This is a genomic window from Vibrio sp. 10N.239.312.D08 (assembly GCF_041466145.1).
GTDB lineage: Bacteria > Pseudomonadota > Gammaproteobacteria > Enterobacterales > Vibrionaceae > Vibrio > Vibrio crassostreae_C.
In genome coordinates, this window is the sequence record NZ_JBFSSD010000026.1 from 42,669 (window position 1) to 65,459 (window position 22,791).

Annotated in this window: 25 protein-coding genes; 8 read left to right on the forward strand and 17 right to left on the reverse strand. The window is 43.1% G+C overall.

Annotated features, from left to right (window positions below; translation table 11 throughout):
* Positions 1–88: 88 nt before the first annotated feature.
* From AB6D58_RS14695 to AB6D58_RS14715, 5 genes are all read right to left on the reverse strand, one after another.
* Positions 89–862, reverse strand: a complete 774-nt coding sequence (locus AB6D58_RS14695) for a viroplasmin family protein (RefSeq protein ID WP_372157644.1) — start codon at positions 860–862, stop codon at positions 89–91.
* 81 nt (positions 863–943) lie between these two features.
* Positions 944–1,249, reverse strand: a complete 306-nt coding sequence (locus AB6D58_RS14700) for an NIPSNAP family protein (RefSeq protein WP_017070270.1) — start codon at positions 1,247–1,249, stop codon at positions 944–946.
* 62 nt (positions 1,250–1,311) lie between these two features.
* On the reverse strand, positions 1,312–1,641 hold the full coding sequence (locus AB6D58_RS14705) for an AzlD domain-containing protein (RefSeq protein WP_029235401.1): 330 nt from the start codon (positions 1,639–1,641) through the stop codon (positions 1,312–1,314).
* 2 nt (positions 1,642–1,643) lie between these two features.
* Positions 1,644–2,372 (reverse strand): AzlC family ABC transporter permease, encoded by a 729-nt coding sequence (locus AB6D58_RS14710; protein ID WP_372157645.1) that lies wholly within the window; start codon positions 2,370–2,372, stop codon positions 1,644–1,646.
* Between the two features lie 147 nt (positions 2,373–2,519).
* Positions 2,520–3,353: an AraC family transcriptional regulator gene (locus tag AB6D58_RS14715; RefSeq protein ID WP_372157646.1), complete on the reverse strand. Its 834-nt coding sequence runs from the start codon at positions 3,351–3,353 to the stop codon at positions 2,520–2,522.
* 246 nt (positions 3,354–3,599) lie between these two features.
* Between AB6D58_RS14715 and AB6D58_RS14720 the strand changes: the two genes are divergently transcribed.
* Positions 3,600–3,938, forward strand: a complete 339-nt coding sequence (locus AB6D58_RS14720) for a hypothetical protein (RefSeq protein WP_017631023.1) — start codon at positions 3,600–3,602, stop codon at positions 3,936–3,938.
* Positions 3,939–4,008: 70 nt separating this feature from the next.
* Here the strand turns inward: AB6D58_RS14720 and AB6D58_RS14725 are convergent, their stop codons facing one another.
* From AB6D58_RS14725 to AB6D58_RS14740, 4 genes are all read right to left on the reverse strand, one after another.
* Entirely contained in the window at positions 4,009–4,542 is a 534-nt protein-coding gene (locus tag AB6D58_RS14725) for a lipocalin family protein (RefSeq protein ID WP_372157649.1), read from the reverse strand.
* Between the two features lie 52 nt (positions 4,543–4,594).
* Positions 4,595–5,062, reverse strand: coding sequence for a MarR family winged helix-turn-helix transcriptional regulator (locus AB6D58_RS14730; protein ID WP_017062227.1), 468 nt, complete (start codon positions 5,060–5,062; stop codon positions 4,595–4,597).
* A complete protein-coding gene (locus AB6D58_RS14735; RefSeq protein ID WP_017070267.1) occupies positions 5,025–6,038 on the reverse strand; it encodes a DUF2955 domain-containing protein in 1,014 nt (337 codons plus the stop codon). The genes AB6D58_RS14730 and AB6D58_RS14735 overlap by 38 nt, the downstream gene beginning before the upstream one ends.
* A 72-nt stretch (positions 6,039–6,110) precedes the next feature.
* Complete coding sequence (locus AB6D58_RS14740; RefSeq protein WP_372104581.1) at positions 6,111–7,160, reverse strand: HlyD family secretion protein; 1,050 nt, start codon at positions 7,158–7,160, stop codon at positions 6,111–6,113.
* 286 nt (positions 7,161–7,446) lie between these two features.
* On the opposite strand from AB6D58_RS14740, the gene AB6D58_RS14745 reads away from it, so the two are divergent.
* Positions 7,447–8,208, forward strand: a complete 762-nt coding sequence (locus tag AB6D58_RS14745) for a transporter substrate-binding domain-containing protein (protein WP_372157650.1) — start codon at positions 7,447–7,449, stop codon at positions 8,206–8,208.
* Between the two features lie 212 nt (positions 8,209–8,420).
* On the opposite strand, the gene AB6D58_RS14750 is transcribed toward AB6D58_RS14745, so the two are convergent.
* Both AB6D58_RS14750 and AB6D58_RS14755 read right to left on the reverse strand, forming a co-directional pair.
* A complete protein-coding gene (locus tag AB6D58_RS14750; RefSeq protein WP_102393850.1) occupies positions 8,421–9,128 on the reverse strand; it encodes a hypothetical protein in 708 nt (235 codons plus the stop codon).
* A 43-nt stretch (positions 9,129–9,171) separates the two neighbouring features.
* Positions 9,172–9,879 carry a helix-turn-helix domain-containing protein gene (locus AB6D58_RS14755; protein ID WP_136978159.1) on the reverse strand — a complete coding sequence of 236 codons (708 nt, stop codon included), beginning with the start codon at positions 9,877–9,879 and terminating at the stop codon, positions 9,172–9,174.
* 174 nt (positions 9,880–10,053) lie between these two features.
* On the opposite strand from AB6D58_RS14755, the gene AB6D58_RS14760 reads away from it, so the two are divergent.
* A complete protein-coding gene (locus AB6D58_RS14760) occupies positions 10,054–10,614 on the forward strand; it encodes a recombinase family protein (RefSeq protein ID WP_102393848.1) in 561 nt (186 codons plus the stop codon).
* A gap of 21 nt (positions 10,615–10,635) precedes the next feature.
* On the opposite strand, the gene AB6D58_RS14765 is transcribed toward AB6D58_RS14760, so the two are convergent.
* Complete coding sequence (locus AB6D58_RS14765; RefSeq protein WP_102393847.1) at positions 10,636–10,848, reverse strand: helix-turn-helix domain-containing protein; 213 nt, start codon at positions 10,846–10,848, stop codon at positions 10,636–10,638.
* A gap of 101 nt (positions 10,849–10,949) precedes the next feature.
* On the opposite strand from AB6D58_RS14765, the gene AB6D58_RS14770 reads away from it, so the two are divergent.
* The 3 genes from AB6D58_RS14770 (at position 10,950) to AB6D58_RS14780 (ending at position 14,259) form a co-directional block, all read left to right on the forward strand.
* A complete protein-coding gene (locus AB6D58_RS14770) occupies positions 10,950–11,492 on the forward strand; it encodes a hypothetical protein (RefSeq protein ID WP_102393846.1) in 543 nt (180 codons plus the stop codon).
* Positions 11,489–12,904 carry a DEAD/DEAH box helicase gene (locus AB6D58_RS14775; protein ID WP_170963076.1) on the forward strand — a complete coding sequence of 472 codons (1,416 nt, stop codon included), beginning with the start codon at positions 11,489–11,491 and terminating at the stop codon, positions 12,902–12,904. The genes AB6D58_RS14770 and AB6D58_RS14775 overlap by 4 nt, the downstream gene beginning before the upstream one ends.
* A gap of 365 nt (positions 12,905–13,269) precedes the next feature.
* Positions 13,270–14,259, forward strand: coding sequence for a calcium/sodium antiporter (locus AB6D58_RS14780; RefSeq protein ID WP_032545875.1), 990 nt, complete (start codon positions 13,270–13,272; stop codon positions 14,257–14,259).
* Between the two features lie 311 nt (positions 14,260–14,570).
* Here AB6D58_RS14780 and gmtX read toward each other — a convergent pair whose 3' ends face one another.
* From gmtX to AB6D58_RS14805, 5 genes are all read right to left on the reverse strand, one after another.
* Positions 14,571–15,209, reverse strand: a complete 639-nt coding sequence (gene gmtX / locus AB6D58_RS14785; RefSeq protein ID WP_102319972.1) for a gamma-mobile-trio protein GmtX — start codon at positions 15,207–15,209, stop codon at positions 14,571–14,573.
* Entirely contained in the window at positions 15,202–17,790 is a 2,589-nt protein-coding gene (locus AB6D58_RS14790; RefSeq protein WP_102319973.1) for an integrase family protein, read from the reverse strand. The genes gmtX and AB6D58_RS14790 overlap by 8 nt, the downstream gene beginning before the upstream one ends.
* Positions 17,787–19,262, reverse strand: a complete 1,476-nt coding sequence (gmtY, locus tag AB6D58_RS14795; protein ID WP_102319974.1) for a gamma-mobile-trio recombinase GmtY — start codon at positions 19,260–19,262, stop codon at positions 17,787–17,789. The genes AB6D58_RS14790 and gmtY overlap by 4 nt, the downstream gene beginning before the upstream one ends.
* A 464-nt stretch (positions 19,263–19,726) precedes the next feature.
* Entirely contained in the window at positions 19,727–20,284 is a 558-nt protein-coding gene (locus AB6D58_RS14800; protein WP_198589518.1) for a DUF1349 domain-containing protein, read from the reverse strand.
* A 17-nt stretch (positions 20,285–20,301) separates the two neighbouring features.
* A complete protein-coding gene (locus AB6D58_RS14805; RefSeq protein ID WP_055023927.1) occupies positions 20,302–21,330 on the reverse strand; it encodes a radical SAM protein in 1,029 nt (342 codons plus the stop codon).
* Positions 21,331–21,629: 299 nt separating this feature from the next.
* On the opposite strand from AB6D58_RS14805, the gene AB6D58_RS14810 reads away from it, so the two are divergent.
* Positions 21,630–21,920, forward strand: coding sequence for a putative quinol monooxygenase (locus AB6D58_RS14810; protein WP_102322251.1), 291 nt, complete (start codon positions 21,630–21,632; stop codon positions 21,918–21,920).
* A gap of 98 nt (positions 21,921–22,018) precedes the next feature.
* Positions 22,019–22,759 (forward strand): sulfite exporter TauE/SafE family protein, encoded by a 741-nt coding sequence (locus AB6D58_RS14815; protein ID WP_136978158.1) that lies wholly within the window; start codon positions 22,019–22,021, stop codon positions 22,757–22,759.
* Positions 22,760–22,791 lie beyond the last annotated feature (32 nt).

Consider the following 22,791-nt stretch of genomic DNA (forward strand, 5'->3'; position numbering starts at 1 on the left):
CTACATTGATTTGAAATGTAACGCTCGTCTTAGCACTGCCCATTGGTGGCGCCTTAGGCTTTCAGTAACTTTCCATTAAGAAGCCTAGCTAGCCTGCTCGCAGCGCCAAAATAGACTCAAGATCTTCGATATCACGATATTGAGCGAGTTGTTGCTCTTTCGATGAAATAGCCACAATCGACATTCTATCGGCCAATTCGTTACCTTCAATACCAACGTGTCCGTTCACATGGTAGATGGTGATTTTTGAAGCCAGTTCTTGGTAGAGCGCATACGCAGGCTTAATAATATCGAGGTTTTTGATCTCACCGCCAGACTTGGTCCAGCCCTTTTTCTCCCAACCCGTTGCCCACTTAGTAATACAATCAATTGAGTACTTAGAATCACAATAGATCGCAACAGAGAGGCCCGCGTTTAGCTTCTCTTTTGCGAGAATAAACGCTTGCTTAAGCCCATGTAATTCGGCGGTATTGTTGGTACCAACAGGCTGATACAAGCCATACCACAATTCTGTTAATTGGTTGTTTTGGTATACCGCTAAACCCGTCCCCGCTTCACCAGGATTTGGCTCACAAGCACCATCGGTAAAGATCTTGATATCAAAAGGCATATCTGTGATTTGCTGCTCCGAAAGAGGCGGCACCTTCACTTTCGTCGCCTTACCCGCAGAGCTTGGCTTTGTCGCTGTAGAACCTGACGCAGACGACGTTTTACCACCGAAAGCAGACTCAGCCTCGCCTAGTGTTGGAAACGATTTATATCTCGCACCAGCAAAGCCATCGACTTGCGCTTTACACTCGTTCCAAGTGGTAAAAATACCCGGTGTGCGACCTTTCCAAACCACATAATATTTCTTAGCCAAACTAACTCCTTACCAAAACCTAAATACACAAACAGTGAATCAGTACATTAGATGCCACCACGCTATACGTTGCAAGGTCTATCACTCTAAAACAGGTCTAAAAAAGCTGCGTTCATAACTCACGATGCAATCAACTTCGTCTGCAAATTCAAACGCTTTAATACACTCAGCATCGTTCAACGATTTAATCCGATACTCTTCATAGGCAGCCAAACTTTCAAAGGTAAACAGCGCCAAGGCAATATTGTTCGCCCCTTCCGACGGTAAGAAATAACCATTGTGTTGGCCCCCGAATTTAGCGACCAGTGGAATCCACATTTTTGCGTATGCCTCAAACTCATTTACCTTTTTAGGATCAATCACATATCGAACATAACAAGTAATCATATTTATACAGCCCTTAAATAATAGGAGAAACACAAAGCCTAAGTTGACATTGAAGTTGAAGCTCACGAGAAAAGGTAATCAACCGCGACAAGGTTATAGAACAAAAACACCGCCATGCTAACGCCGATCGTTAGTAGCACATTGCCTGTTTTCCAAATCAATAAGCCAGTCACCACCGCGCCTATCAAGTATGGGTTTTCAAGGCTTGGCCAAAATGTTTGTTCAGGAGCAAATACAATTGGCCCCCAAATCGCAGTCAGCACCGCTGGGCTTGAATAGCGCAATAGGCGCCTTGCGGTTTGATTGAGTCGAAGCGGGATTGCAGGCTCAAGAAACAGATACCGACTAAAGAAAACAATCGCAGTCATGAGGAATATCGTTAACCAAATCATCTCTATTTACCCTCCACGATTGGCTTATTGCTATTGTTTCGTTCTTGAAATGACTCGCTGAAAAAGCCCGCTAACATGCCAGCAATCGCTGCAATCATCAGCCCGCCTTCAACATTGTTGACCGACATCGCGACCGAGGTGACCAATGAAACAACCACACACACCACGACGGGTAGAGTTCGGATTAATGGAAAAACCAACGCGATAAACGTTGCGGCTACCGCGAAGTCGAGACCGATTTCATTGAGTGACGGGATTTGGCTTCCCGCGACAATGCCAACAAAGCTCGCGATATTCCAAACAAGGTAAAAACCTCCACCTACACCCGCGGCATACCAACGATTAAACTCTTGCTGAGACTGCCCGCTACAAATCGCGAACAGCTCATCGGTGAGCCAAAATCCGAGTAATAGACGCCAACGCGCAGGAAGATGGCTAATTTTGTCACGCATCGATACGCTATACAGAAAGTGTCTTGAGGTGATGAACAGTGTGGTCAACAACATAGTGCCTAAACCAATACCCGCTTTGAACATACCCGCGGCGACAAGTTGCGCTGAGCCAGCAAATAAAATAGCCGACATCGCTTGCGCTTGAAGTTGATTCAATCCGGCATCTATCGCATATGAACCGGCTAGAATTCCCCAAGGGATCACCGCAATGCTCAAGGGCATTCCCGCTAAAACGCCCTTCCATAACTGTGTTCGTCTATCCATTCTTTCACTATCCATATAGTTCTTTTCTCTTTTCACATTAGCGATTCAATGTAAGAGGAGTTGAGTCGGTTCGATTGTACAAACTTGCTCGATTTCATGCCCCTCTGTTTGCCGCACTTGCCCGTACTTAACACAAGTTGGCCATGCCTTAGCCATGCAAGTTTAGAGCATTTTGATGTATTGCCCCGGCGTGTAGCCATTGGCCTTTTTGAAGTGTCGATGAAAATGGCTTTGGTCGTGAAAGCCACACTCTTGCGCGGTATCTGAAATGGTATGTCCTTGTTTCAATAACTTACGCGAAAGCCTTAACCTAGATTGGATTTGATACGCATGTGGCGGAAGACCAAACTCTTTTTGAAAAGAACGCACTAAGTGAAACGGGCTCAATGCCGCTAACTTAGATAGTTCGTCTAGGGAAACATCGGCTTGTGGAAAATCATCTAAGAACTCTTTAACCAGAACGAGCTGACGCTGAGTTTTACCATCGAGTTGAGGGTTAAGCGGCGATTTTCCATGTCGGCTAATCAGCTTAACCAACATCCCATACATCAAGGTCTCTCTTAACAGGCGATTGTCGGATTCATCGATCGTGTTAAAGACTAATCTCAATTGATTAGCGAGTTCAGGGTCTTCAACAACCGCTCTTGGGAAATAAGGCGCGCCGTAGTTCGGTAGGTTAAGCTCTTGAGTGATCTTGGCAAGTTGTTCTGGGAGTGGATACATTGCTCGATACGCCCAACCGCCTTCAGTAGCGGAGTGACCGCTATGAACTTCGTCGGCATTGACCAAAATAATCGCATCTTGTGGCGCAATATGATGCCCGCCCGTTCGATAGAAACGCTGAGCGCCCTGCTCGATGACTCCCAGCGTGTAGCCCTCATGGCTATGGCGTGAGAAGTTCTGCTTTTCATATTCAGCATTAAGAATTTCAAGGCCGCCGAGTTCTTCCGTTATCTTATATTCGGCCTTTTCTTTAGAGCTTTTCTTGTTCTCCATAACAATTCCCAAGCCTGTTGATTATCGAGCGACTTATCAGTCTACCCTATAGTCTCTTTCAGCTTTTGTACAAAATTGCGCATTTGGCGATTAATGCGCTTTTGACCGAGGAATTAAACAACTCAATAACGCGCTCTAATTGCGAGTAAAGTCATGCTGTTTAGGTACTTGGCGAAGAATTGACAAATCAGTAACTTAATCATGCTCATAATCCCCACCAACTATTGGTAACTGTCCAGAGATATTATGAAGAAAGCCTTAGCATTGATCTTTTTCTTAAGCCTTACAGGCTGCACGCACAATCAATCCAAAGCACTAAGCATGAACTCCTCGTCGGTTAATACATACCCACAATCAATGTCGAACCTGCAACTGTGCGACACCTTATATTACGGGCGCTCGAGTAACCAAACATTGGCGGCCATTGGCAGCGAGTTTAATCGAAGAGGATTGTCGAAGAGTTGGTGTGATACTGAAACCAATAAGCTCTATCTAACAAAGACAATTGATTGGGTAGCTGAACAAGTCGAAGACAAAGAAGATTCAGAGGAAGAAGCGTCTGCCGTTGTGTTGCCTGCGAATTAGAACGGGTTAGCAATGTTGTTTGCTTATTAGCCGAGCTACCTAGTCAGGACTAGCCGAACTTACTTTATTGTTAAGGCACATCATTGATATGTTGTGACACACGAACTAGCTTACTGGTTTTAAAACCCATGCTCTGCGCCCGTTCAATCAGCGAGTCTAAGTCTTGTTTGGTGAACTCTGCAGTGCGATACAAGATCTGTAAGGTATTTTTGGTAGGACCCACCAACAAAGCCTGAGTGTAATCTTCATTCAAGAAAATTACCTTTCTCTGCTTCTCATAAGGGCTATTCGCTTCGACTGAAAACCACGCTTCGGTTTGAGAGCCCTTAAATGTTGCGGCTTGTTCTTTGGTCTTCCACTCATTCTTTTTCGCGTTATAGCCTCGAGTTGTCAGCTTAAGATTACCGTCAGATTCAAATAAAAAGCTAAACGACAAAGAACCGAGCTTTGATTGCAATGGATGCGGGATAAAACAAGCGGAATACCATGTACCAGCGAAGCGTTCGGCATCAAAGTCAGAGGCGGGGATTTTAGACGTAGGTTTACTGCCACGAAACGTAAACAACAGCTTAATCATTAGCATCGCTAATATTTTGTATGTCATGTCACTTACTCTTTATTCGATTGTTATTAGACCCACACCTTCGATCGCATAATCAGTCGACGAATTGGTCTGTTTTTACAAGCTTAGCCAACAAGGTCTGTAACTGCTTGGATTCGTCTTCACTCAACGCACTCTGAAACTGCTCGCTGATACTATCGACCATAGGCTCACAATATTCGGCAAGCTTCTTGCCCTCTTCCGTTAAAGAAAGAAGTTTTACCTTTTTGTTCGTTTCACTCTTGCTGGCCTCAATAAGGTTCAGCTTAATCGCGTTATCAACCAAACGCTTGGTCACAGAGCGATTTCGAAGCAAGTAATTGGTTAACTCTTGCTGAGTGATTTTGCCATGCTTATCTAACACTCGAAGCGCACCAAACATCTCTAGAGAAATGCCCGAAGTGGTGCCCATCTCAGCGGTGACTTGAGCTCGAAACTGTTTGTAAGCAAAGCCCATTAAGAACATAGGATTGCTGTCGAGTGCATCAATTCCGGTGATGGATAATGCTGGTTGATTTTCCATATATAATTCCTTGGCAGACCACTAATAATACCAACACGATGGACATTAACTCTGCACGAAAGTAGGTATCTTGCAAACCAAGATCGGTTGCTGAAACATAGAGTTGCAATGGTAGCATAGTTCCTAACATCGCTTCAGTATGCATACCTCGCACGCCACCACGACTGCCGCTGATCCAAATTGCTATCATGGTCACCAAGCTTGTTAGTCCAATGATATACACCCAATTATAGGAGTGTTGCCCCGCTAACAAGGTTACGAAGACCAACGCCAATGCACAACCACCAACGTGGGCTTGTAAACAGTTTTTCACCACCATTTGATAGTTCATGCGTTCACTTTGCGCAGCCGCAATAATCACAGGCATCATACAGAACGTCGCGGCAATCAAATCGACCATCATCAAAAATGCTAAACCAACTCCAAGCATGACCACATATATCACTCGCTGCTGGTACGTCACAGGAACACTTTGCATTGGCAGCGGCGACATCGCTTTGGGCGGCTTTAAGAACAGCATCACAAATCTCACCACAACCATGGTCGTCACCATGCTCACTGCTATATCGCGAACCCAGTCCGTCATCGGCATTGGGCCATGTTGTGCAAACACAATCACCAAAAACCAATTGAGCAATGGGATGTAGATTTTCCCAAGTTTGGCAGGCGTGTCGGCCCACCTTCTTGCTAAATCAAATACCCATAAACTGATCCCCCAAACCACTGCCGGGTGTGAGGCAAATAACTGATCGACAAGCAGAGCCACACAAGCGACACCCAAGATAGGGAGAAACGCTTTGAGCATACCTCTCACTGAGTAGTCGTTAATCTTGGTCGCCGCCATTACCGGATAAAGAGCGAGGTACGCCGCAACACCTAGCTGTAGCCAAAGTTGAGCCAACATACCCAAAGACACGATAGCGCTGATCCAAGCTACTTCAGACCAGTTAATCGGGCCTCGAACTTCGTTATTCATAATCTGCCTCTTAGGTCGTAAATCGTTATTTCGTCAGTGGGTAGTCAGTTAGTCGATGATTGAAGAGCACAGTTAAACTAGGTAACGAATGCGAGCTAGCACTTCCATCCATGCACTTCCGATCACATCCCAAAACGTCGCTTCAGGCACCACCATCACGCTCACTTTAGAGCCTGAGAACAATGAGTGATCAAGTGACGGCAACGTTACTTGTGTACGCACTTTTTGTTGGTCTCGAATCCAGCGATCATCATTCACGACTTTCGCGAGGCCGCTGTTGTCGCTGCTCGCATCATAGATAGCCAGTTCACGACCTTGAATATTTCCCTCAAACACCTCACCAGGCATTGCATCAAACACCAAACGAACGGTTGTTCCCGCAGTCAGATTTGCACTGCCCTTTTCGTTGAAGTCTGCGTTAATCCAAGCATGCTGGCGATCAACCAAAAACAAAACGGGGCTGCCAGCGCCAACATAGGTTCCTGAGTTAAGGTTGAGATTGCTGATTACGCCATCAACAGGCGCGACGATTGTCGTTTTGCCCAAATCCAATTGCGCCAGTTCAACGCGAGTTCGAGCAACAGCCAAAGCACCGTTGTCGCTGCTTTTCTCAAGCTCAGCTTTTATCTGCTCAATATCGGCTTGCGCAGCTTCGACGGCTTGCTGTCTTACAATCGTGTCCGATCGGCTATCGTCTAGCGTTTCTTGGCTAACAAGTTTTCTCGAAATCAATTGCTGGTTACGCTTCAATTTTCTCTCGGCATTCAGAGCTTCGTGTTGGCGCTGACGTAACGTCGCTTCCGCGCCATGCAAGTGCTGCTTGTTTGCTTCATAGCTTTGCTCTGCTTCAACCAAAGCCGCTTCAGCCTGAGTTAACGCCAATTCAAAACGAGTTGGATCTAAGCGAACTAGCAGTTCCCCTTTTTTTACATCCTGACCATTCTTAACAGCCAACTCCACCACTGGCGCCGACACTTCTGCAGCAATACGGCTGGTTGGAATGTGCAATTGAGCTTGAGTTGTGAACGGCGCAAGGTTGTCACTTGCCACCAAGAAAAGAGCAAACAAGGCACTGGTGCCAAGTGTTAGATAGAGCATCCATTGATACGCTTTATTAGCCATAATGTTTCACCTGCAACAAAATAATGCGCTCATTGTATTGATTTTTGTTTCAGATGCAACATAAATCAAAGGTGAGTATCTTAAAGATCTTGCGAGAAGTACAGCAAGCTACTGTTTATGAAAGATATAAATAGAAATTTAGATAAGAAAAAGTCGTGTAGTTAGTTTGGGAAGCAAGAGTTCCAGAAGTTATCTAATGCCTTTGCTCACAATGATATGCATTAACATTGATATTCTTTAACATTTGATTAACCAACTTATCCATTAAAACTATAAGGAAATAAAAATGAAGTGGATATTTGTTGTATTCGTCAGTGTTTTCTCAGTATTTACTTACGCAAAAGATTGGAAGCAAATCCGATTTACGGTGGAAGGAGCATACCCACCATTCAGCTGGACAACGCAAGATGGTGAATTAGAGGGGTTTGAAGTCGATTTAGCCAACGCCTTGTGTGTCGAATTAGAAGTAAAATGTATCATCTCAAAAACTGACTGGGACGGGATTATCCCTTCGCTTTTAAGCCGTAAAAACGATGCAATTATAGCGGCTATGACAATTACCGAAGAACGTGAAAAGAAAGTTAACTTCACGATGCCTTACGCTAAAGTTCCCACTCGTTTTGTCATGGAAAAAGGGCGTGAAATCAATATGGATGACGGCAGCTTAAATGAACTAACAATTGGAGTTCAGCGCACTACCATTGGTGACAAATACCTTTCCGAGATCTACCCAAATGTAGATATCAAGCGTTATGGATCATTCGACGAAGCCTTTACCGATTTACTCAACGGGCGCCTAGATAGCGTGTTTGGTGGTTCTATGGGACTCAATACGGGCTTTCTTGAAACGGAGCAAGGTAAGGACTACCACTTTACGGGTCCTAAATTTACAGAAGAAAAATGGTTCGGGCGTGGTATTGGTGTCGCGGTACGAAAACAAGATAATGAACTCAAAGATCTTATTGATGACGGTATCCAGCGCTTGATCGACAATGGTCAGCATCAAAAAATCGCAAGTAAGTATTTTTCATACAGCATTTACGAATAGTTTGGTATGCAGTGTGGACTAAACTAATTGCGAACTGTGTTCACTTTAGAAAGCATCAGATAGCAAAAAGCCGCTCATAAAGAGCGGCTTTTTTAAGGTGATGCTTGCAACAAGTTAGAAATTTATAGCACACTGGATACCAATCCAATTAAGCCTTTGATTTTATTTAATTTTAAATAGGTATCAGATTAGTACATATGGCTATCACTATACTACCGTTGAAATCGGTTAACCGTTGTGCGGTAACTGCTCGCTTTAACTGGTTTCAAACCCTGCTTAACTCTCGATCGATTGAGATCATCCACAAGCTTCAAGAAATCATTATGCGCTTGCGTATAGTTCACTCTGATTTGTTTTAATGAGTGGTCCCTAACAACCTTCAATAAAAGCCTCTCAACCTCATCATCCAAATATTGTGTTCGATTACCCTTACGCGCGTGAGCAGGTTTCAAGGCTTTCTTTTGCCAACCTGATTTCACGTACACACTGACCCACTCTGCTAGCGTTCGCCAGCTTGGTGGATTTGCATCCTCAATAGTTTCAGAAAATGTAGCAAGCCACGGAACCAGTCGCTTTTCGGTATACGCCGGAACATCAGAGTCCAATACTCCCCTTACGTACGCATAGCGCCTTTCCATTGTTTTTTCGTATTCTAACTCTCGGCTCGCTTTCTGGGACTTAGCCTTTTTGCCTACAGGGTTAACAAATACCGTTTCAGGGAGAGCATCTTTAATGACAGCAACCAACAGGCCTTTTTGTATATGGGATTCTAATTGGCGTGTTGCAAAGGAAAAGTGCCCACCATGCTCGATGTCTTTGATGGTAATTTCAGTTCGGCTCACATCACTTACCTGATAATGAGAACACTTGCCGCCTCGATAGCGCTTCACAAGAATAAGATTAGGGTCGCTAAAGTTCATTGTTCATCCCGTTATAAGGCTACAAAAATAAACAACCAGATGGTCACTTTCTGAAACGCTGCAACGTAGTTTCATAACTGCTCGGAGTAAGCATCGGTAGCCCTTCGTTGCATCGACGCTCATTCAGCCGTTCCATTCGCTCAATAAAATCTCGATGTGCTTTGCCTATATTAACTCTCACTGAAGACCTAGCATGCTCAACGATAACCTGAGATAGTAATTGATCTACTTCAGGGGGCAGTCGATTGGAGTGATTACCTTTATTATGATGACGTGAGAGCAGCGACGCTTTTTTCCATCCCGATTCATTAAACGCTTTAAGCCATCGGGTGAGTGTTTTATATGATGGTGGGGATTCATCTTCGATTTCTGCTGCTACCTTGCTAATCCAAGGTGTTAACCGATTTGCTGACAATGCAGGAAGATCCGAATCCAGTACTTTGTGCACATAGAAATATCGACGCTCTACCTCCATTTCATTCGCTGCTTTCTTGCCAACGGCTACAGGTTTTGTTTTCTTTTTAACAGCATTGATGAATAAAACGTCAGGAACATTATTTTTGACCGTTGCGATAAGAAGGCCGCTGTTAATGTGGCTTTCTAACTGCGCTCGTTTAAAGCAAAAGCATTCGCCATGTTCTATATCCTGTAATGACACGCATTCGGTATCAAATGAATTCACTTGAAAATAGGATTTCTTTCCGCCACGAAAACGCTTAACAAGAATAAGCTCAGGATCTCGAAAATTCATGACGTCTCCTCTTTTCTAAACGAGTAGCTTCCACATCATGCGGCTGCAAGCCTTCATTTAAGGTATACCCTAATTCAACAAACTCATCGCTTCTCAATAATGTTCATTTAGAGTGGATAAACACTTTAAATGACACTATGTTCAATAAGTCTAGATGCTAAATGAGCAAATTCAATGAGCAAGGTCGGCTACGCACGAGTTTCCACTACAGAGCAATCATTAGATCTCCAGATTCAGAAACTCACGGAAGCAGGTTGTATCAAAATCTTCTCTGATACTTCGACGGGGTCAAACATCAAACGTCAAGGTTTGGTGGATCTAATGGAATACCTAAGAGCCGGAGACACTCTCGTCATTACAAGAATCGATCGCATCGCCAGGTCTGTTCTAGATTTGCAGCAGATGGTCAAAACCTTTAACGAGCAGCAAATCCTACTGACCGCTTTAGAACAACCTATCTCAACAGATTCAGCATCCGGCAAAGCGTTTCTCGATATGTTGGCCGTCTTTGCCGAGTTTGAATTAAACATTCGCAGTGAACGTCAACTTGAAGGGATCGCGGCAGCAAAAGCCGCTGGAAAATACAAAGGTAGGAAACCACTCTCGAACGCAATAAAGCAACAAGTCATCAGTATGCATTCTGAGCATCAAAAAATTACACAGATCTCTAGTATGCTAGGCATTTCAAGAAACAGCGTATACAAGATACTTAACGACAACCGCAGCGATTCTTGAATGGTATGAATACTCTTTTAGCTATTGCGCTGGCAGCAACTCAACAACATTGCATTCTAAGGCTTGTGCCAAGCCATAGACTTTTTCGAGTGTAATATTCACTTCACCACGTTCAATGCGGCCAACGTAACTTCTATCTATATCAGCAATGAGCGCGAGTTTATCTTGAGAGATGCCTTTTTCTTTACGTACCTCACGTAATTTCGAGCCAAATTTAACCGCTAAGTCTTTCATTTTTAATCCAAGCTAAAATGAAAACTATCCTTACTTGCGGCATATAAAGCCACGGACTATAATCCGCATTTAAAATCCCACTCGAAATTTCGGTAAACAAAATGTCCAGTAAACCAATTCACCTAATTCCGTTTCTCTATCAAATTCTCATTGAGGATCAACTTGATGATTTTTCTGTATTAGAACTTAGGGATCGGTACCTGGCTCTCGCTGGTTCTACGTTAGATAAAGCTGCAGCAAGACGACTGGTGTACCGACATATCCTACGCCTAGAAAATAAACAGCTACTGTGTAAAGTAAGCGTTAAAGGCACCAAAAAAGTGACGTATCAAAAGACTGAGCTGTTTTCAAAAACAACCTGGGAACTCTCGAAAAACAACAGCACTATCAAAGTCAGCGAAAACCATAACAGCTCTTATGAAAGCAAATCAAATTCGCCTAAAACGGTTCTTCAAGAAAGATTAGAGCAATGTGAAAGTGACTTTTTAGCCTGCTTACATGAGTTTGAAACCTATCAAGGTCTTAGTTCTGAGTTCCCTCATTTAAAAGAAGGCTTACATGATGTAAGGAGCAAGACCAAGATTCAAAGTTCGAAATTGGTTGGTCAGATAAGAGCAATTAAAATGGCATTAGCACTATCATGATAGCTTTGCGCCAGTGGCAATCAGAGTGCGTCGAACTGGCCCTGCATCACTATCAGAAAGGTCAGTCTCACTTCCTCTGTCTTGCAACGCCTGGGGCTGGAAAGTCAGTCATGGCGGCAGAAGTTGCCTCTCGGCTACTTGAACAAAAAGCTATCGACTTTGTCCTTTGCTTTTCACCTTCAACCGCCATATCGCAGGGATTAGCCTATACCTTTAAGAATCACCTGAACTGTCGTTTTGATGGCGCGATTGGAGCGTTAGGTGCCTCGTATACCTATCAAGGTTTGCAGTACTTTGATGACTACTTTTGGTCTTTGCTACAAACTCACCGAGTCCTGGTTGTCCTTGATGAAATTCATCATTGCGCGGGGCTCAACATGACAGAGGCAAACGCATGGGGTGAAAAAGTTATTCAACACATACAATCCCACGCTCGATACACACTTTCATTAACTGGTACGCCATGGCGTTCTGATAAAGCACCGGTAAGCCTATCAAGCTACAACATCAACACGGCTGAAATTGAATGTAACTACGTCTATGGGTTGAGCCAAGCGGTTAAAGATAAAGTATGTCGCTTACCCAGTATTGTCTTAGTCGACAACGAAATGATCACTGCAAAATCTAACGATTCAGAAACTCGCCACTTCTCATCCATCCGTGAATATCTGGATGAACCTTTTGGCTACTATCAAAGTATCATCACCGACGATACCTGCATAAGATACCTGATAAAATTAGGCTTAAAGAAGCTAGATGCGATTCAGGAAAAGAAACCAAACGCCGCAGGGTTAGTGGTAGCGGCATCTGTTGAGCACGCGATAAGAATACACTCAATGCTTTCCGAAGAGTTTAATAAAAAGGCGGTTCTTGTCACTTACAAGCATGACGCCCCTTCAGGGATCATCGATGACTTCAGAAGCAGCGATTCCGATTGGATAGTGAGTGTGGGAATGATTAGCGAAGGGACAGATATCCCTAGGCTTCAAGTGTGCTGCCACCTTAGCAAGGTTAAAACAGAGCTTTACTTCAGGCAAATCTTGGGGCGTATTCTCAGGATAAACAAAGGGATAAACCAAGAAGCGTGGTTATATACTTTTGCCGAACCCAACCTAGTGACTTATGCCAACCGAGTCGCAGAGGAGATCCCTTTGAACGATGTAGTATTTCAAGAACACATGCCCCATAACAACGCTGCATTTTCAGAAATTCATAACACGCGGATACCAAACTACTCAAGCATAAAAAGTTCAGGCACCCAGATTTCATGGGGCGAAACACAACTAACTAAAACTGAACAAAAAGCAGCCACCTTATCTAACCACAACTCTGAAGAACAGTGCCACTACTTCGACGTAGTGGGTGATTTTAGACAACAAATTGTTGATGTGTTCCGTTTTCAAAACCCATGAATCGCTTAGTAATTAAGATACGACAGAATCCCTTGGTGATCACACCACGTAGCGGCGTCGTTCAACTCATTTATGGACAAAAGTTTGTCAACGGTTTTGCTAAATTAGCAAATTACGGATTAGTCTACGTACTGCAAATTGCTTTTCTAGCTCTATGCGTTTATAGTCTTCACCAGTTTGAGGGAGTAGCTATTTTGCTTTGCTAGCATTGCAAAAGGTTGTGTCAACATATTTGACCAGACGTCATGGTGCAACCAGTAGTTTTTAGTACCTACCCAGCGAGACTCGAACAACTTACACACTTTATGCGAGGGCTAAGTGTGGGGTTGTTCGTGTTTGTTATAGGCCCTCTGAATACTTATTCTATGACTGTTTTTTTACTCCCATCGTTAGCGTTATCAATCGGCTTAGTTTTAGTGGCATTCAGTGCAGATCGGCTTATTTCTGCATCTGCAACCTATGCCAAGCATTGCAACATATCATTGATTTTTATAGGTATGACTGTTGTTGCGTTTGGAACATCGGCCCCCGAATTACTCGTATCCGCCGTTGCTGCTTTAAATAATGCAGGAGAGTTGGCTGTAGGCAATGGTATTGGTTCTAATATTATTAATATTGGTCTTGTGCTTTCCATTGCTGTGTTAATGGCTCCCATCCAAGCTAACAAGCGCTTTATCAAAAAAGAGTTTCCGATATTGGCAGGATCAATGCTGATCTGTAGCGCACTGATGTCCACAGGAAAGCTAAATATTACAGACGGTCTATTATTGGTGATTTTTCTAGCCGTATACTGTTTCTATTTAGCTAAGTCCGTAAGACAAGGTGAGGTTTCTGAAGATGATCTCGAGTTCTTGCCATTAACTAAAAAACGAGCCGGGTGGGAAAGTTTAGTGATGTTGTTACTGCTGTTAACCTCATCGCGGTTAATGGTCTGGGGAGCGGTTAACTTGGCTCAACTAGCTGGTTTGAGCGAGCTTACCATTGGATTGACTATAATTGCATTTGGGACAAGCTTACCCGAACTGGCGGCTGCGATTGCTGGAGTGCGCAGAGGAATGTACGACATTGTATTTGCCACTGTAATAGGCTCGAATATTTTCAATTTATTGGGAGTAATCGCTATACCTTCGATAGTAGGTCAAGAGTTGATCATTCCAGAGCAAGTCGTAAGCCGAGATATTCCTTACATGATTATTTTAACAGGGGTATTAGGTGTAATGCTTGCTGTTCCCTTGCTTAAATCACAATCATCGAGTAACAAACAAGCCACTTACACTCTTCATCGTTGGGGAGGTACTTTGCCATTAATGATATTTATAGCTTACCTAACAAAAGTAGCTAATTCGGCATTTTAGGACCTCGAAGAACATAGTTTCGAATTCTGTTAACTAACATCCGAAAGACAACATTCACCTTTATATCCTCCCCAACAGTTAATGCTGTTGGGAGATAATCTTACTATTTCTGCCAACATGTTTAGGTTCAATACCCAGAGTGTTTATCCGTTTCTAACATTAGAAAATTTTGGATAATCTCAGCAGACTCGCTTAACGAAGAGCAATTACTCTAAGTGAGAATGGGGCAAAACCTTGTTAGGTGATCCGGTAACCGTTAACTCAACTCACTTCCGGGCAAAGCGTCGTCCACAGCCCTACTTCCCCCACACTTAGATTAATTTAAGCACCCCATTCACATAACCTCGCTGGTAAACCTCTATGCCATTTTCATCTTTAACTTGCCCCGTCGGCATCACAACCCATCTTTTTTCATCCATAAACTCGTCAGAAATGGCAAACCGCAGAGCCTCCACTTCTATTGGTGTCAGCTGATTTGAAGTAGCCGCCACCTGAGGCTGAGATTTAGTAGTCCGGTCTATGACAATATCGGCATTCGCTTTTAATACGTTAAGCTGGTCTCTGTATTTGTTCCTCTCCGCAATTAACGAACCGACAACCGCTCGAATGACTGGATCATCGATAGACTCCAGTATGCGTTGGTCATTATTGTTGAGAAGCTGCTTTTGACGCACCGAGAGTGGCTTCTTACGAGTCGTTCCCGAATAGGCTGCCCACGCATCAATCAATTGCTGAAAATGCTTTCCTGTTCGATTACGAATGGTTTGTGTCGAAGGTCCACCTTGTTCTTGAGATAACTTTCCAATCGTGACAATAGAGAAGTCCAATGACTTCATCTGGCTTTGTTGTTCTAGAATTTGGTGCAATGTTCTTAGCGCTGTCGTTGTGCGGGCTGTTGCTCTTGAGCAAAGCTCTTCTAATACGATATGTGGATCAACGGGGCTAGCCATTTTTAGTCACTCCAACTTTGTTTTTCGATAAATCGGCAAGACGTAAAATATTAATTCCGGTTTGAGATTCAATAGCTTTAACCCCAATCTCCAACAAACCCGCGTCTTGTAAATACGTTTCCGTATCAAGATACGATGCGATGAGACCCATCGCTTTGGTTTTATCAAGTTCTCCTGTCGCTTTGAGCATGGCATTAATCATTGCATTGCCCGCTAACAGTTGCGTTTCATCATCAAGTTGCATCAAAAATGGCATGTAACCCGATTGCATTAGCATTGAATTCAACTTGTTTGAACGATGAGTGATCGCGGGTGTTTTTCTTAAATCATCCCGCAGATCGGCGTAAACTTCTGCGTCATCACACAGTTGTATCAATTGCCTAAATTCAGAGTCTGTATCTAGAAAGCTAAAGAAGGGAGAGATCTCGGCATGTGAGCCCATTGCGACGACTTTATCCGCTGTATCTTCTGGCAGGCGCTGCTCTTCGATATTAATGAGCTTACGAATGATCTGAAAACACGCGACTAAGTCTTTACAGTATTCATCCGCACCAATTTTTTGCTTTTCAATGCGTCGATCTATTTGATGCAAATACTCGTATTTTTTGAAAGGCTCATTATTCACCTCACAAAAGTACTCTTCATCCAACAACTCAGCTTGCTCAGCTTCTAATTCTGCTGCGATTTTGGCTGATTCAGAGGCGTGATAGCTAAGGTTGTTAAAGTGAGCGGTTAATGAATGGATGTATTTGATGTCGGTGATAAACCAGCGACAACGGACGCAATTTTCAATTCCATGAGGAACAGGGCCATACAAGTCCGCTTGATTACGATTCGCTTTTTTTAGTTTTTCACCACCATTCCAGCAACCTGCAATTGAAGTGTTTTCCACAAGGGGCGTGGTATTCCCTCCTGCTAAACAAATACCTATCGCTTTTTCCTGCCATCCTGCGGGGTTCCTCACCCTTAGTACCGTGCGCAGCGACTCAATATCTGTATAAGCGGATTTTAAGCCGATCTGCTCTATCGATTTATTGACCAAAAATGAATGCAAGCTTGCGTCGTTTTGTTCTTCAATTTTGCTTTCTGCCACCTGCATTTTTTTCGCCATCATCACAGGCGAGATCTTAGTGTAATGCATCGTCATGATGAGCCTACTGTGACCCACCAGTAATTTGGATAATACCGGCGCGGGGATTTCCCCTTCGATGGTGTAGCAAGTGATAAGCGAGACACGTAATGAATGCAGTGGGAAGAACGTCTTACGATGATTGGTAGGGTCAATAAAATTAACTTTACTACCGTCCGTTAATTTATGGTCATCTTCATGAACATCCTGTTCGAGTTGCGCCATTAAATTAACCCAAAGTGTATTCAAATACCCTTGGGTTATCGGCAATTTCTTTTCACTATTTATGGTGGCGGCGGCATTGCGGAACAAAAAACAAATGTTGCCAATTTCATTGCGCTGAATATCAGTTTTTGTGCTTCCAAAATGTTTGTAATCAAGCTGATGAATAGAGGTTGCTTCCGTAATAGGGTTGTATTTCTGTTGCCAGTTGCGCAGTTTTTCTAGCCAATATAAGACCTCTTCATGCTGCCAAGGGATCACATAGCCTCGCGTGATTTCATCCTTATTCTTATCAGCGGTCTTATTAGTATTAATGTAAAGACCTGTCATCACATCGCCAATGTCTGGTGTGATGATTCGGTGAAATACACCTTTTTGCCAAGGGTGCTTTTCACTGCCTTCAACAAAATCATTCATTTCGTTAGCAACCCAACTTCCACTTTCGTAGCGCCACGTATCGGCTTCACCAGAATCAAGCATACGAACCTGAAAAGTACGTAATGGAAGTTGCAATTTTAGGTACAGTGCCATTGCGCGAACGGGGGACCAAATCACATAAAAATGCTCACCTTTCTTAAACGGTTTTAGCACTCCATCAATTCTAATACTGCGAGGCTTATCTACTTTGATTTTCCGCCATACAAAATCAGGGTCATCTTTATCAATGACAGAGCCGTCAACAATAAACCAGTCTCTTTGATGCCGGCCATTCAATATAAATGCGTCACTTTGCTCAATCGCCCATTTCCAGTCTGAAAAGTTTCCCCTTTCAATCGGACAAAGAGTTTTTCGCAACCGTTTAATGTAGGTATAAGGTAAAGCGTTGTAGACCGTTTCTTGATTTTTAACTGGATTAGACCCTTTTTGAAAAGGGTTCTTAAACATGGCAACCAACTCACCATCATCATCCGGTTGAGAATAATAGGTGGTTATCACCCAATCGATAAACGAGCACACCTCATTGTTTTGTCGAACCCTGTAGCCTTCCGACAATTCGAATTGACCGAGAAACTGATCATAATCTTGCGGACCCATTTCGAAAAACTCGACGGGATCAATAATAAATTTCGGAACTAAGTATTCATCCAAAAACCGGTCCAATGCATTCTTCTTATGATCAATGCCATACTTCTTTTGATGCAACCACGTCGCCGCAACCTCTCGCCACGTATCCCAACCCGAACCATTCTTTTCGGTGAACCAATTAAATTCATAGTCTATTGATTTCATTTAGTTCGTTTCCCAAATTTTGGCGCTTTACCTGAAAACAAACCGTCGGGATCAATATCTTCGAACCCAGATTCCATAATGGTTTCCCAACTCAGTTCAACATCTTGCTTGAAGTTCGCATACTGCTGACCATCAAGCTTCTGCGTGGCACGCTCGCAAGCAAGTGTGACATCACGGACGCCTGGTTGGGTGTAGATCGACTGAGATAATAGAGAAGAGTGATGCAGTGCTTTCTTAATGAATCGCACATCTACCCCTGCATTAGACATGCGTCTTCCATAGGCATGGCGATGTCCATGAGGTGAACGACCTTCTGGCTTCGATGCAAGTTGACCTATTCTGCCCATACCCGCCGCATAGCTTTGATTGAAAGCATTTAGCGTTAATGCGTTACCTAGTTGCCGTCTAGAAAAAGAAACAAAAGCGTAAGGGTGATTGCGCTGAATAGGGAGCAAAGCAAATAAATATTGCTGCCATAAATAAGCAAACACTTCCCCGTAATAAGAGGGAAACCAATGAAGTTGAATATAGTTATCATCGTGATCGACCACTTTGGTTTTCCAACCAACTCTGGCGGTACCCGTGAGTTTATTGCGTGGTGTTAGGTGATACTTTTCAGCAAGGTAAGCCGAACGCGTACTTTGTCGTTTTCTACCGACCCAATGATTCGGTGCCTTGCCATCTTCAGGATGATATAAACGAACGGTAACACTATCAGAGTTCATTGGATCAAGAAACACATCATCAACCCACAAATGCAGAGCATCACTCTCTCTAACCCCAGCCCCGTGCATCAACAGCAAAATCAGCTGATCGCGAATGGCAATTCTGGAGTCTCTCGCACTGCCGACACCGTCGATAAAAAAAGATTTAAATAGCTGTTCTGGAAATGAAATCGCGTCTCCGTCCACTTTAATTACGTCTTTCTTCCCACGAACTTTCCTGACCTTTTTCAATAATTCGGGAAGTGCATTTTTTTTTATATGGCCAAGAAAATTGTACTGATTTCTCTTGTGCCACGCGGCGTAATTGAGTCGCTCTTGGTGGGTGGTTGCTTCTTCAAAGTCGTTAAGACTGCTTGTATTTTTATGGATAGAGAGCCAATCCGTTAATCCATTCAATGCAGATAAAAGCTGATTAACGTTGGAGACGGATCGAGGTAACCAAAACAAACCTGATGAATCAAACCCTACTTTGTCGATGGTCCCCGATGATAGCCGTTGTACAAAAGATTGAAATAGAAGGTTCGGTTCTGAGAATAACCCACGATTGACCTCCATGTATTCCAGTAATAACTGGCATGCAAACACAACTCGGTTCATCCAAGGAAGGCTTTTTATATGAGATTGGCTAATAACGTAATCAAGCAAAGGTTCAAATACGCCCTGTTCAGTAATAAGAACAGGAATATTGAGCATTAACCCTGAGTGATCAATCTTGATTTGAGCTTGAACTTTAACGATCGCAGTCATTCAACACCATATCAAACTAAGTTGGTATTAGTAGGTATAGTATATTTTTTGCTATTGATCTAACGACAAAAGCCAGAGTTAGGAATTTCCTAGCTCTGGCTCTGGATCAAACAAACACATGTCCAACAGCCCATAAATAAATCAATAACTTATTGTGTAAGAAAACCAGATGATGTCAAATACTAGCACCAAAAGGTGTCACATTTGGGTGAAAGGCAATATTGATCTCTTCAGCATGTAAGAAAGTTACACTACATTCTCGTATTGTTAAAAGGCTAACGACAGAATCGCTTAGTGATCACATAGAGTTTGATCGATCTCTAGCAAGCTTTTGGACAATTCCGTTTTAGCGAAATTGCTAATTCAGCAACACATGGATCATTAAAAGTATGGCAACGTCACTTAACTAACCCACTCAATCTTTATTAATGGAGCAGGCCAGTTCATCTTATGCGGGATGCACATTAGTTCAAATCAGTTAGCTCAAACTCACTAAATTCAGCAAAGTTGGGCACAGTGATTCTGCCGCTAAAGGTGTAAAGCATAACGCCTTGCTCGTGCCCTGATAGTGCGGCAGTGCTTATAATTGACTGCCATGTGTCGTTATCTTGCGTTCGATAATAAGCGCGAACTTTAGTGTCGCTTCTTTCAAGCTTTACCGATACTGTCGACTCACCGAATAATAAGCGATGTTTAATATCAGGCTGACCATTTTGTTCTACAACAAACACCAGCGATCGCGCACCCATAAACATCTCTTTACTGATTTTTATATAGTTATCATTGTCCCAGTAAATCCCTAGTCCAGCCTGCTCGAAACTGAGGTTCGGATCTAGATTAATCGTCACCTCCGCGCTGTATTCTGGCTTGTCTACCGGATAAATAAAGATGTTTTTTACATCATTAGCGCCAGCACCAAAGATATTGCCCTCTTGAACTTGCATTGTAAGCACTTCATTTTTAAACGACCAGTGCTCTGGGTTTTCATTTTGAATCGTCCAATTATCTAGATTGTTTATCATTGCGCTGTTCCTTACTATTAGATCATACGTTGGCGGAGTTGATAGAAAATATCGTCAAGATTGCCAAGATTTTGCAGCTTAATTCGGTCTAGTTCTTTTTGTACGCTGTCATACATAAGCTGATTTCGCATATCACTCAGTGTGGCGTAATAGTGCATGCGGCGACCTAAAACAAAGTTATTCTGGTCGTTTTCACTCATCATCATAAAGTGCTCAATGGTGCGCAAAAATGTCTCTTTATCTTGTGGTAATTGTCCATTAAGTTCCGTCAATACATTGATGCCATGGAAGTTGCCATAATTACCCGTTATGCCGTCTAGCTTGCTGATAAGCTGATATTGTTCTTCAAGCATCTCTCGCTCTGTTAGTGGTGTAAATTGGCCGTTTTGTACTAACTCATCCAATTCAGTTCCCGATTTAACCGCCAGCGAGAGTATGCGAATTTCGTCTGGGTTGATTTGATTCAGTAGCTCGGCCGTTGCTGCGATATGTTGCTCTGACAGTTCTTTTCCACCTAAGCCAAGGATAATGAAGGTCATCATTTTCATACCCGCTTGCTTGGCATATTCGGCTGACTTCAAGATTGATTTCGGGGTGATCCCCTTTTTCATCAGTTTTAGAACCTCGATAGATCCCGACTCCATACCGCAGTAAAGCATGTTTAGCCCAGCATCGCAGATTGCTTTCATCTCCGCTGGCGATTTTTTAGTCATGGTCTGCGCCCGGCCATACGAGCTGATCTGTTTAAGCTCCGGAAAAGCCTCTTTCAGTGTATTGAGCACGTCAAGTAAGTCTTGGGTTTCCATGGCGAATGAGTCGCCATCTTGCAAAAAACAGCTATCAAAGGTTCTGTTTTTATAAAACGCCCTCGCCGCCCAGATATCACGCTTAATATCTTCAACCGGACGAATAGAGAACTCCATGCCTTCAAAAAGGGTGCAGAACTTACATTTATTCCACGGGCACCCTTGTGTGGTTCTGATAAGCAAACTGTCTGCTTCTGATGGTGGGCGTATTGGGCCCTGTTGAAAATGTATCTGTGACATGGCTATTTATCCAATGAATTGAAATTGATTTGGCCATCCTACGGCAAATTTTACACGGTAAAAACGCGGTATTATTTGAATTATTATCAAAAACAAATAGATAAACACCGTGCACATCACCACACAACGCGATCTAATTCCCTCATTATGGTCAGACTTAAAAATCAATTCTCAAACTAAATTTGATAATAAATCAATTTCTAGACTGTTTTTACTTTGCAATAATCACCGTAATATACACCCAAACCAACAGCGCAGCACACCATCAGCTGCTTCAACTCCATACAAAGGAACACACTATGACTAAGCTAACTATCGTTGCAAACATCGTGGCCAATGAAGACAAAATCGAACTGGTAAAAGCAGAGCTGTTGAAATTAATCGACGTCACTCGTGCCGAAGACGGTTGCATCAACTATGACCTCCACCAAGACAACGAAAAACCAGCACACTTCACTTTCTACGAAAACTGGGTATCACGTGAACTTTGGCAAGCACATATGGGTAATCAACACCTTGCCGATTATATGGCAGCAGCTGAAGGCTGTGTGGCTAGCTTCGTTGTAAACGAAATGACCCAAATCGCTTAAGCCAACTTTGTATACCCCCTTATTTGAGTCAATGGCTTTAAAAGTTTTTTGCTCAAATACACTTGTTTTCATCTACGTATTTTCTTGGTTTACATATCATGATCACAGACCTTTGGTTTTATGTTGCAGCGATACCTGCCGTTTTTTTCTATGGCATGGGCAAGGGAGGGGTCGGCGGTATTTTGGGGATGCTATCGGTACCTTTGATGGCGATGAGCGTGTCGCCAGTTCAAGCCGCTGCGATTTTATTACCATTATTGTTTGGTATGGATTTAATGGCGCTGTTTTACCACCGCAAGAACTGCAATTACGTCGAGCTAAAAAGTATGATGCCCTTCGCTATTTTGGGGGTGATGAGTGCTGCTTATTTTATGGGTAGTCTGTCAACATCTGTAGTTGAACTTATCATTGGGGGGCTGGCTTTGGTCTTTTTAACACAAAAGTTTCTGCTAAAGCAGGTTCAATTTAGCCACCCGATAAAGGGCTATGCCTTAAGTATGTTGTCTGGGTTTTCCAGTACAATTGCCCATGCCGGTGGTCCGCCTGCAAGCATGCATCTACTGCCAAAAAATCTGCCGAAAGAACAATTAATCGGCACCAGCGTAGTATTTTTCACGGTGCTTAATTTTATTAAGTTGATCCCATACAGCTATATGGGGCTGCTCGATATGCAAAACTTGATGACCTCGTTAGTTTTGGTGCCGATTGCGTTTTTAGGGGTTAGAGCCGGTGTGTGGATGGTGAATATCATCTCTCAAGAGTTGATTTACAAGATAAGTTATAGCGTTCTGTTTCTTACGGGAACAAAGATGCTCTATTCCGGCCTCACGGCACTTTAAATGCGATTTTAAAACCTCTTTTTCTTTTATCA

Bases quoted from the DNA above. Each gene is read 5' to 3' on its own strand.
- gmtY (WP_102319974.1), bottom strand. From the start codon at position 19,262: ATGACTGCGATCGTTAAAGTTCAAGCTCAAATCAAGATTGATCACTCA.
- AB6D58_RS14745 (WP_372157650.1), top strand. From the start codon at position 7,447: ATGAAGTGGATATTTGTTGTATTCGTCAGTGTTTTCTCAGTATTTACT.
- AB6D58_RS14800 (WP_198589518.1), bottom strand. From the start codon at position 20,284: ATGATAAACAATCTAGATAATTGGACGATTCAAAATGAAAACCCAGAG.
- AB6D58_RS14735 (WP_017070267.1), bottom strand. From the start codon at position 6,038: ATGAATAACGAAGTTCGAGGCCCGATTAACTGGTCTGAAGTAGCTTGG.
- AB6D58_RS14750 (WP_102393850.1), bottom strand. From the start codon at position 9,128: ATGAACTTTAGCGACCCTAATCTTATTCTTGTGAAGCGCTATCGAGGC.
- AB6D58_RS14765 (WP_102393847.1), bottom strand. From the start codon at position 10,848: ATGAAAGACTTAGCGGTTAAATTTGGCTCGAAATTACGTGAGGTACGT.
- AB6D58_RS14715 (WP_372157646.1), bottom strand. From the start codon at position 3,353: ATGGAGAACAAGAAAAGCTCTAAAGAAAAGGCCGAATATAAGATAACG.
- AB6D58_RS14725 (WP_372157649.1), bottom strand. From the start codon at position 4,542: ATGACATACAAAATATTAGCGATGCTAATGATTAAGCTGTTGTTTACG.
- AB6D58_RS14810 (WP_102322251.1), top strand. From the start codon at position 21,630: ATGACTAAGCTAACTATCGTTGCAAACATCGTGGCCAATGAAGACAAA.
- AB6D58_RS14705 (WP_029235401.1), bottom strand. From the start codon at position 1,641: ATGATTTGGTTAACGATATTCCTCATGACTGCGATTGTTTTCTTTAGT.
- AB6D58_RS14760 (WP_102393848.1), top strand. From the start codon at position 10,054: ATGAGCAAGGTCGGCTACGCACGAGTTTCCACTACAGAGCAATCATTA.
- AB6D58_RS14740 (WP_372104581.1), bottom strand. From the start codon at position 7,160: ATGGCTAATAAAGCGTATCAATGGATGCTCTATCTAACACTTGGCACC.
- AB6D58_RS14790 (WP_102319973.1), bottom strand. From the start codon at position 17,790: ATGAAATCAATAGACTATGAATTTAATTGGTTCACCGAAAAGAATGGT.
- AB6D58_RS14710 (WP_372157645.1), bottom strand. From the start codon at position 2,372: ATGGATAGTGAAAGAATGGATAGACGAACACAGTTATGGAAGGGCGTT.
- gmtX (WP_102319972.1), bottom strand. From the start codon at position 15,209: ATGGCTAGCCCCGTTGATCCACATATCGTATTAGAAGAGCTTTGCTCA.
- AB6D58_RS14805 (WP_055023927.1), bottom strand. From the start codon at position 21,330: ATGTCACAGATACATTTTCAACAGGGCCCAATACGCCCACCATCAGAA.
- AB6D58_RS14730 (WP_017062227.1), bottom strand. From the start codon at position 5,062: ATGGAAAATCAACCAGCATTATCCATCACCGGAATTGATGCACTCGAC.
- AB6D58_RS14775 (WP_170963076.1), top strand. From the start codon at position 11,489: ATGATAGCTTTGCGCCAGTGGCAATCAGAGTGCGTCGAACTGGCCCTG.
- AB6D58_RS14770 (WP_102393846.1), top strand. From the start codon at position 10,950: ATGTCCAGTAAACCAATTCACCTAATTCCGTTTCTCTATCAAATTCTC.
- AB6D58_RS14755 (WP_136978159.1), bottom strand. From the start codon at position 9,879: ATGAATTTTCGAGATCCTGAGCTTATTCTTGTTAAGCGTTTTCGTGGC.
- AB6D58_RS14700 (WP_017070270.1), bottom strand. From the start codon at position 1,249: ATGATTACTTGTTATGTTCGATATGTGATTGATCCTAAAAAGGTAAAT.
- AB6D58_RS14720 (WP_017631023.1), top strand. From the start codon at position 3,600: ATGAAGAAAGCCTTAGCATTGATCTTTTTCTTAAGCCTTACAGGCTGC.
- AB6D58_RS14780 (WP_032545875.1), top strand. From the start codon at position 13,270: ATGACTGTTTTTTTACTCCCATCGTTAGCGTTATCAATCGGCTTAGTT.
- AB6D58_RS14815 (WP_136978158.1), top strand. From the start codon at position 22,019: ATGATCACAGACCTTTGGTTTTATGTTGCAGCGATACCTGCCGTTTTT.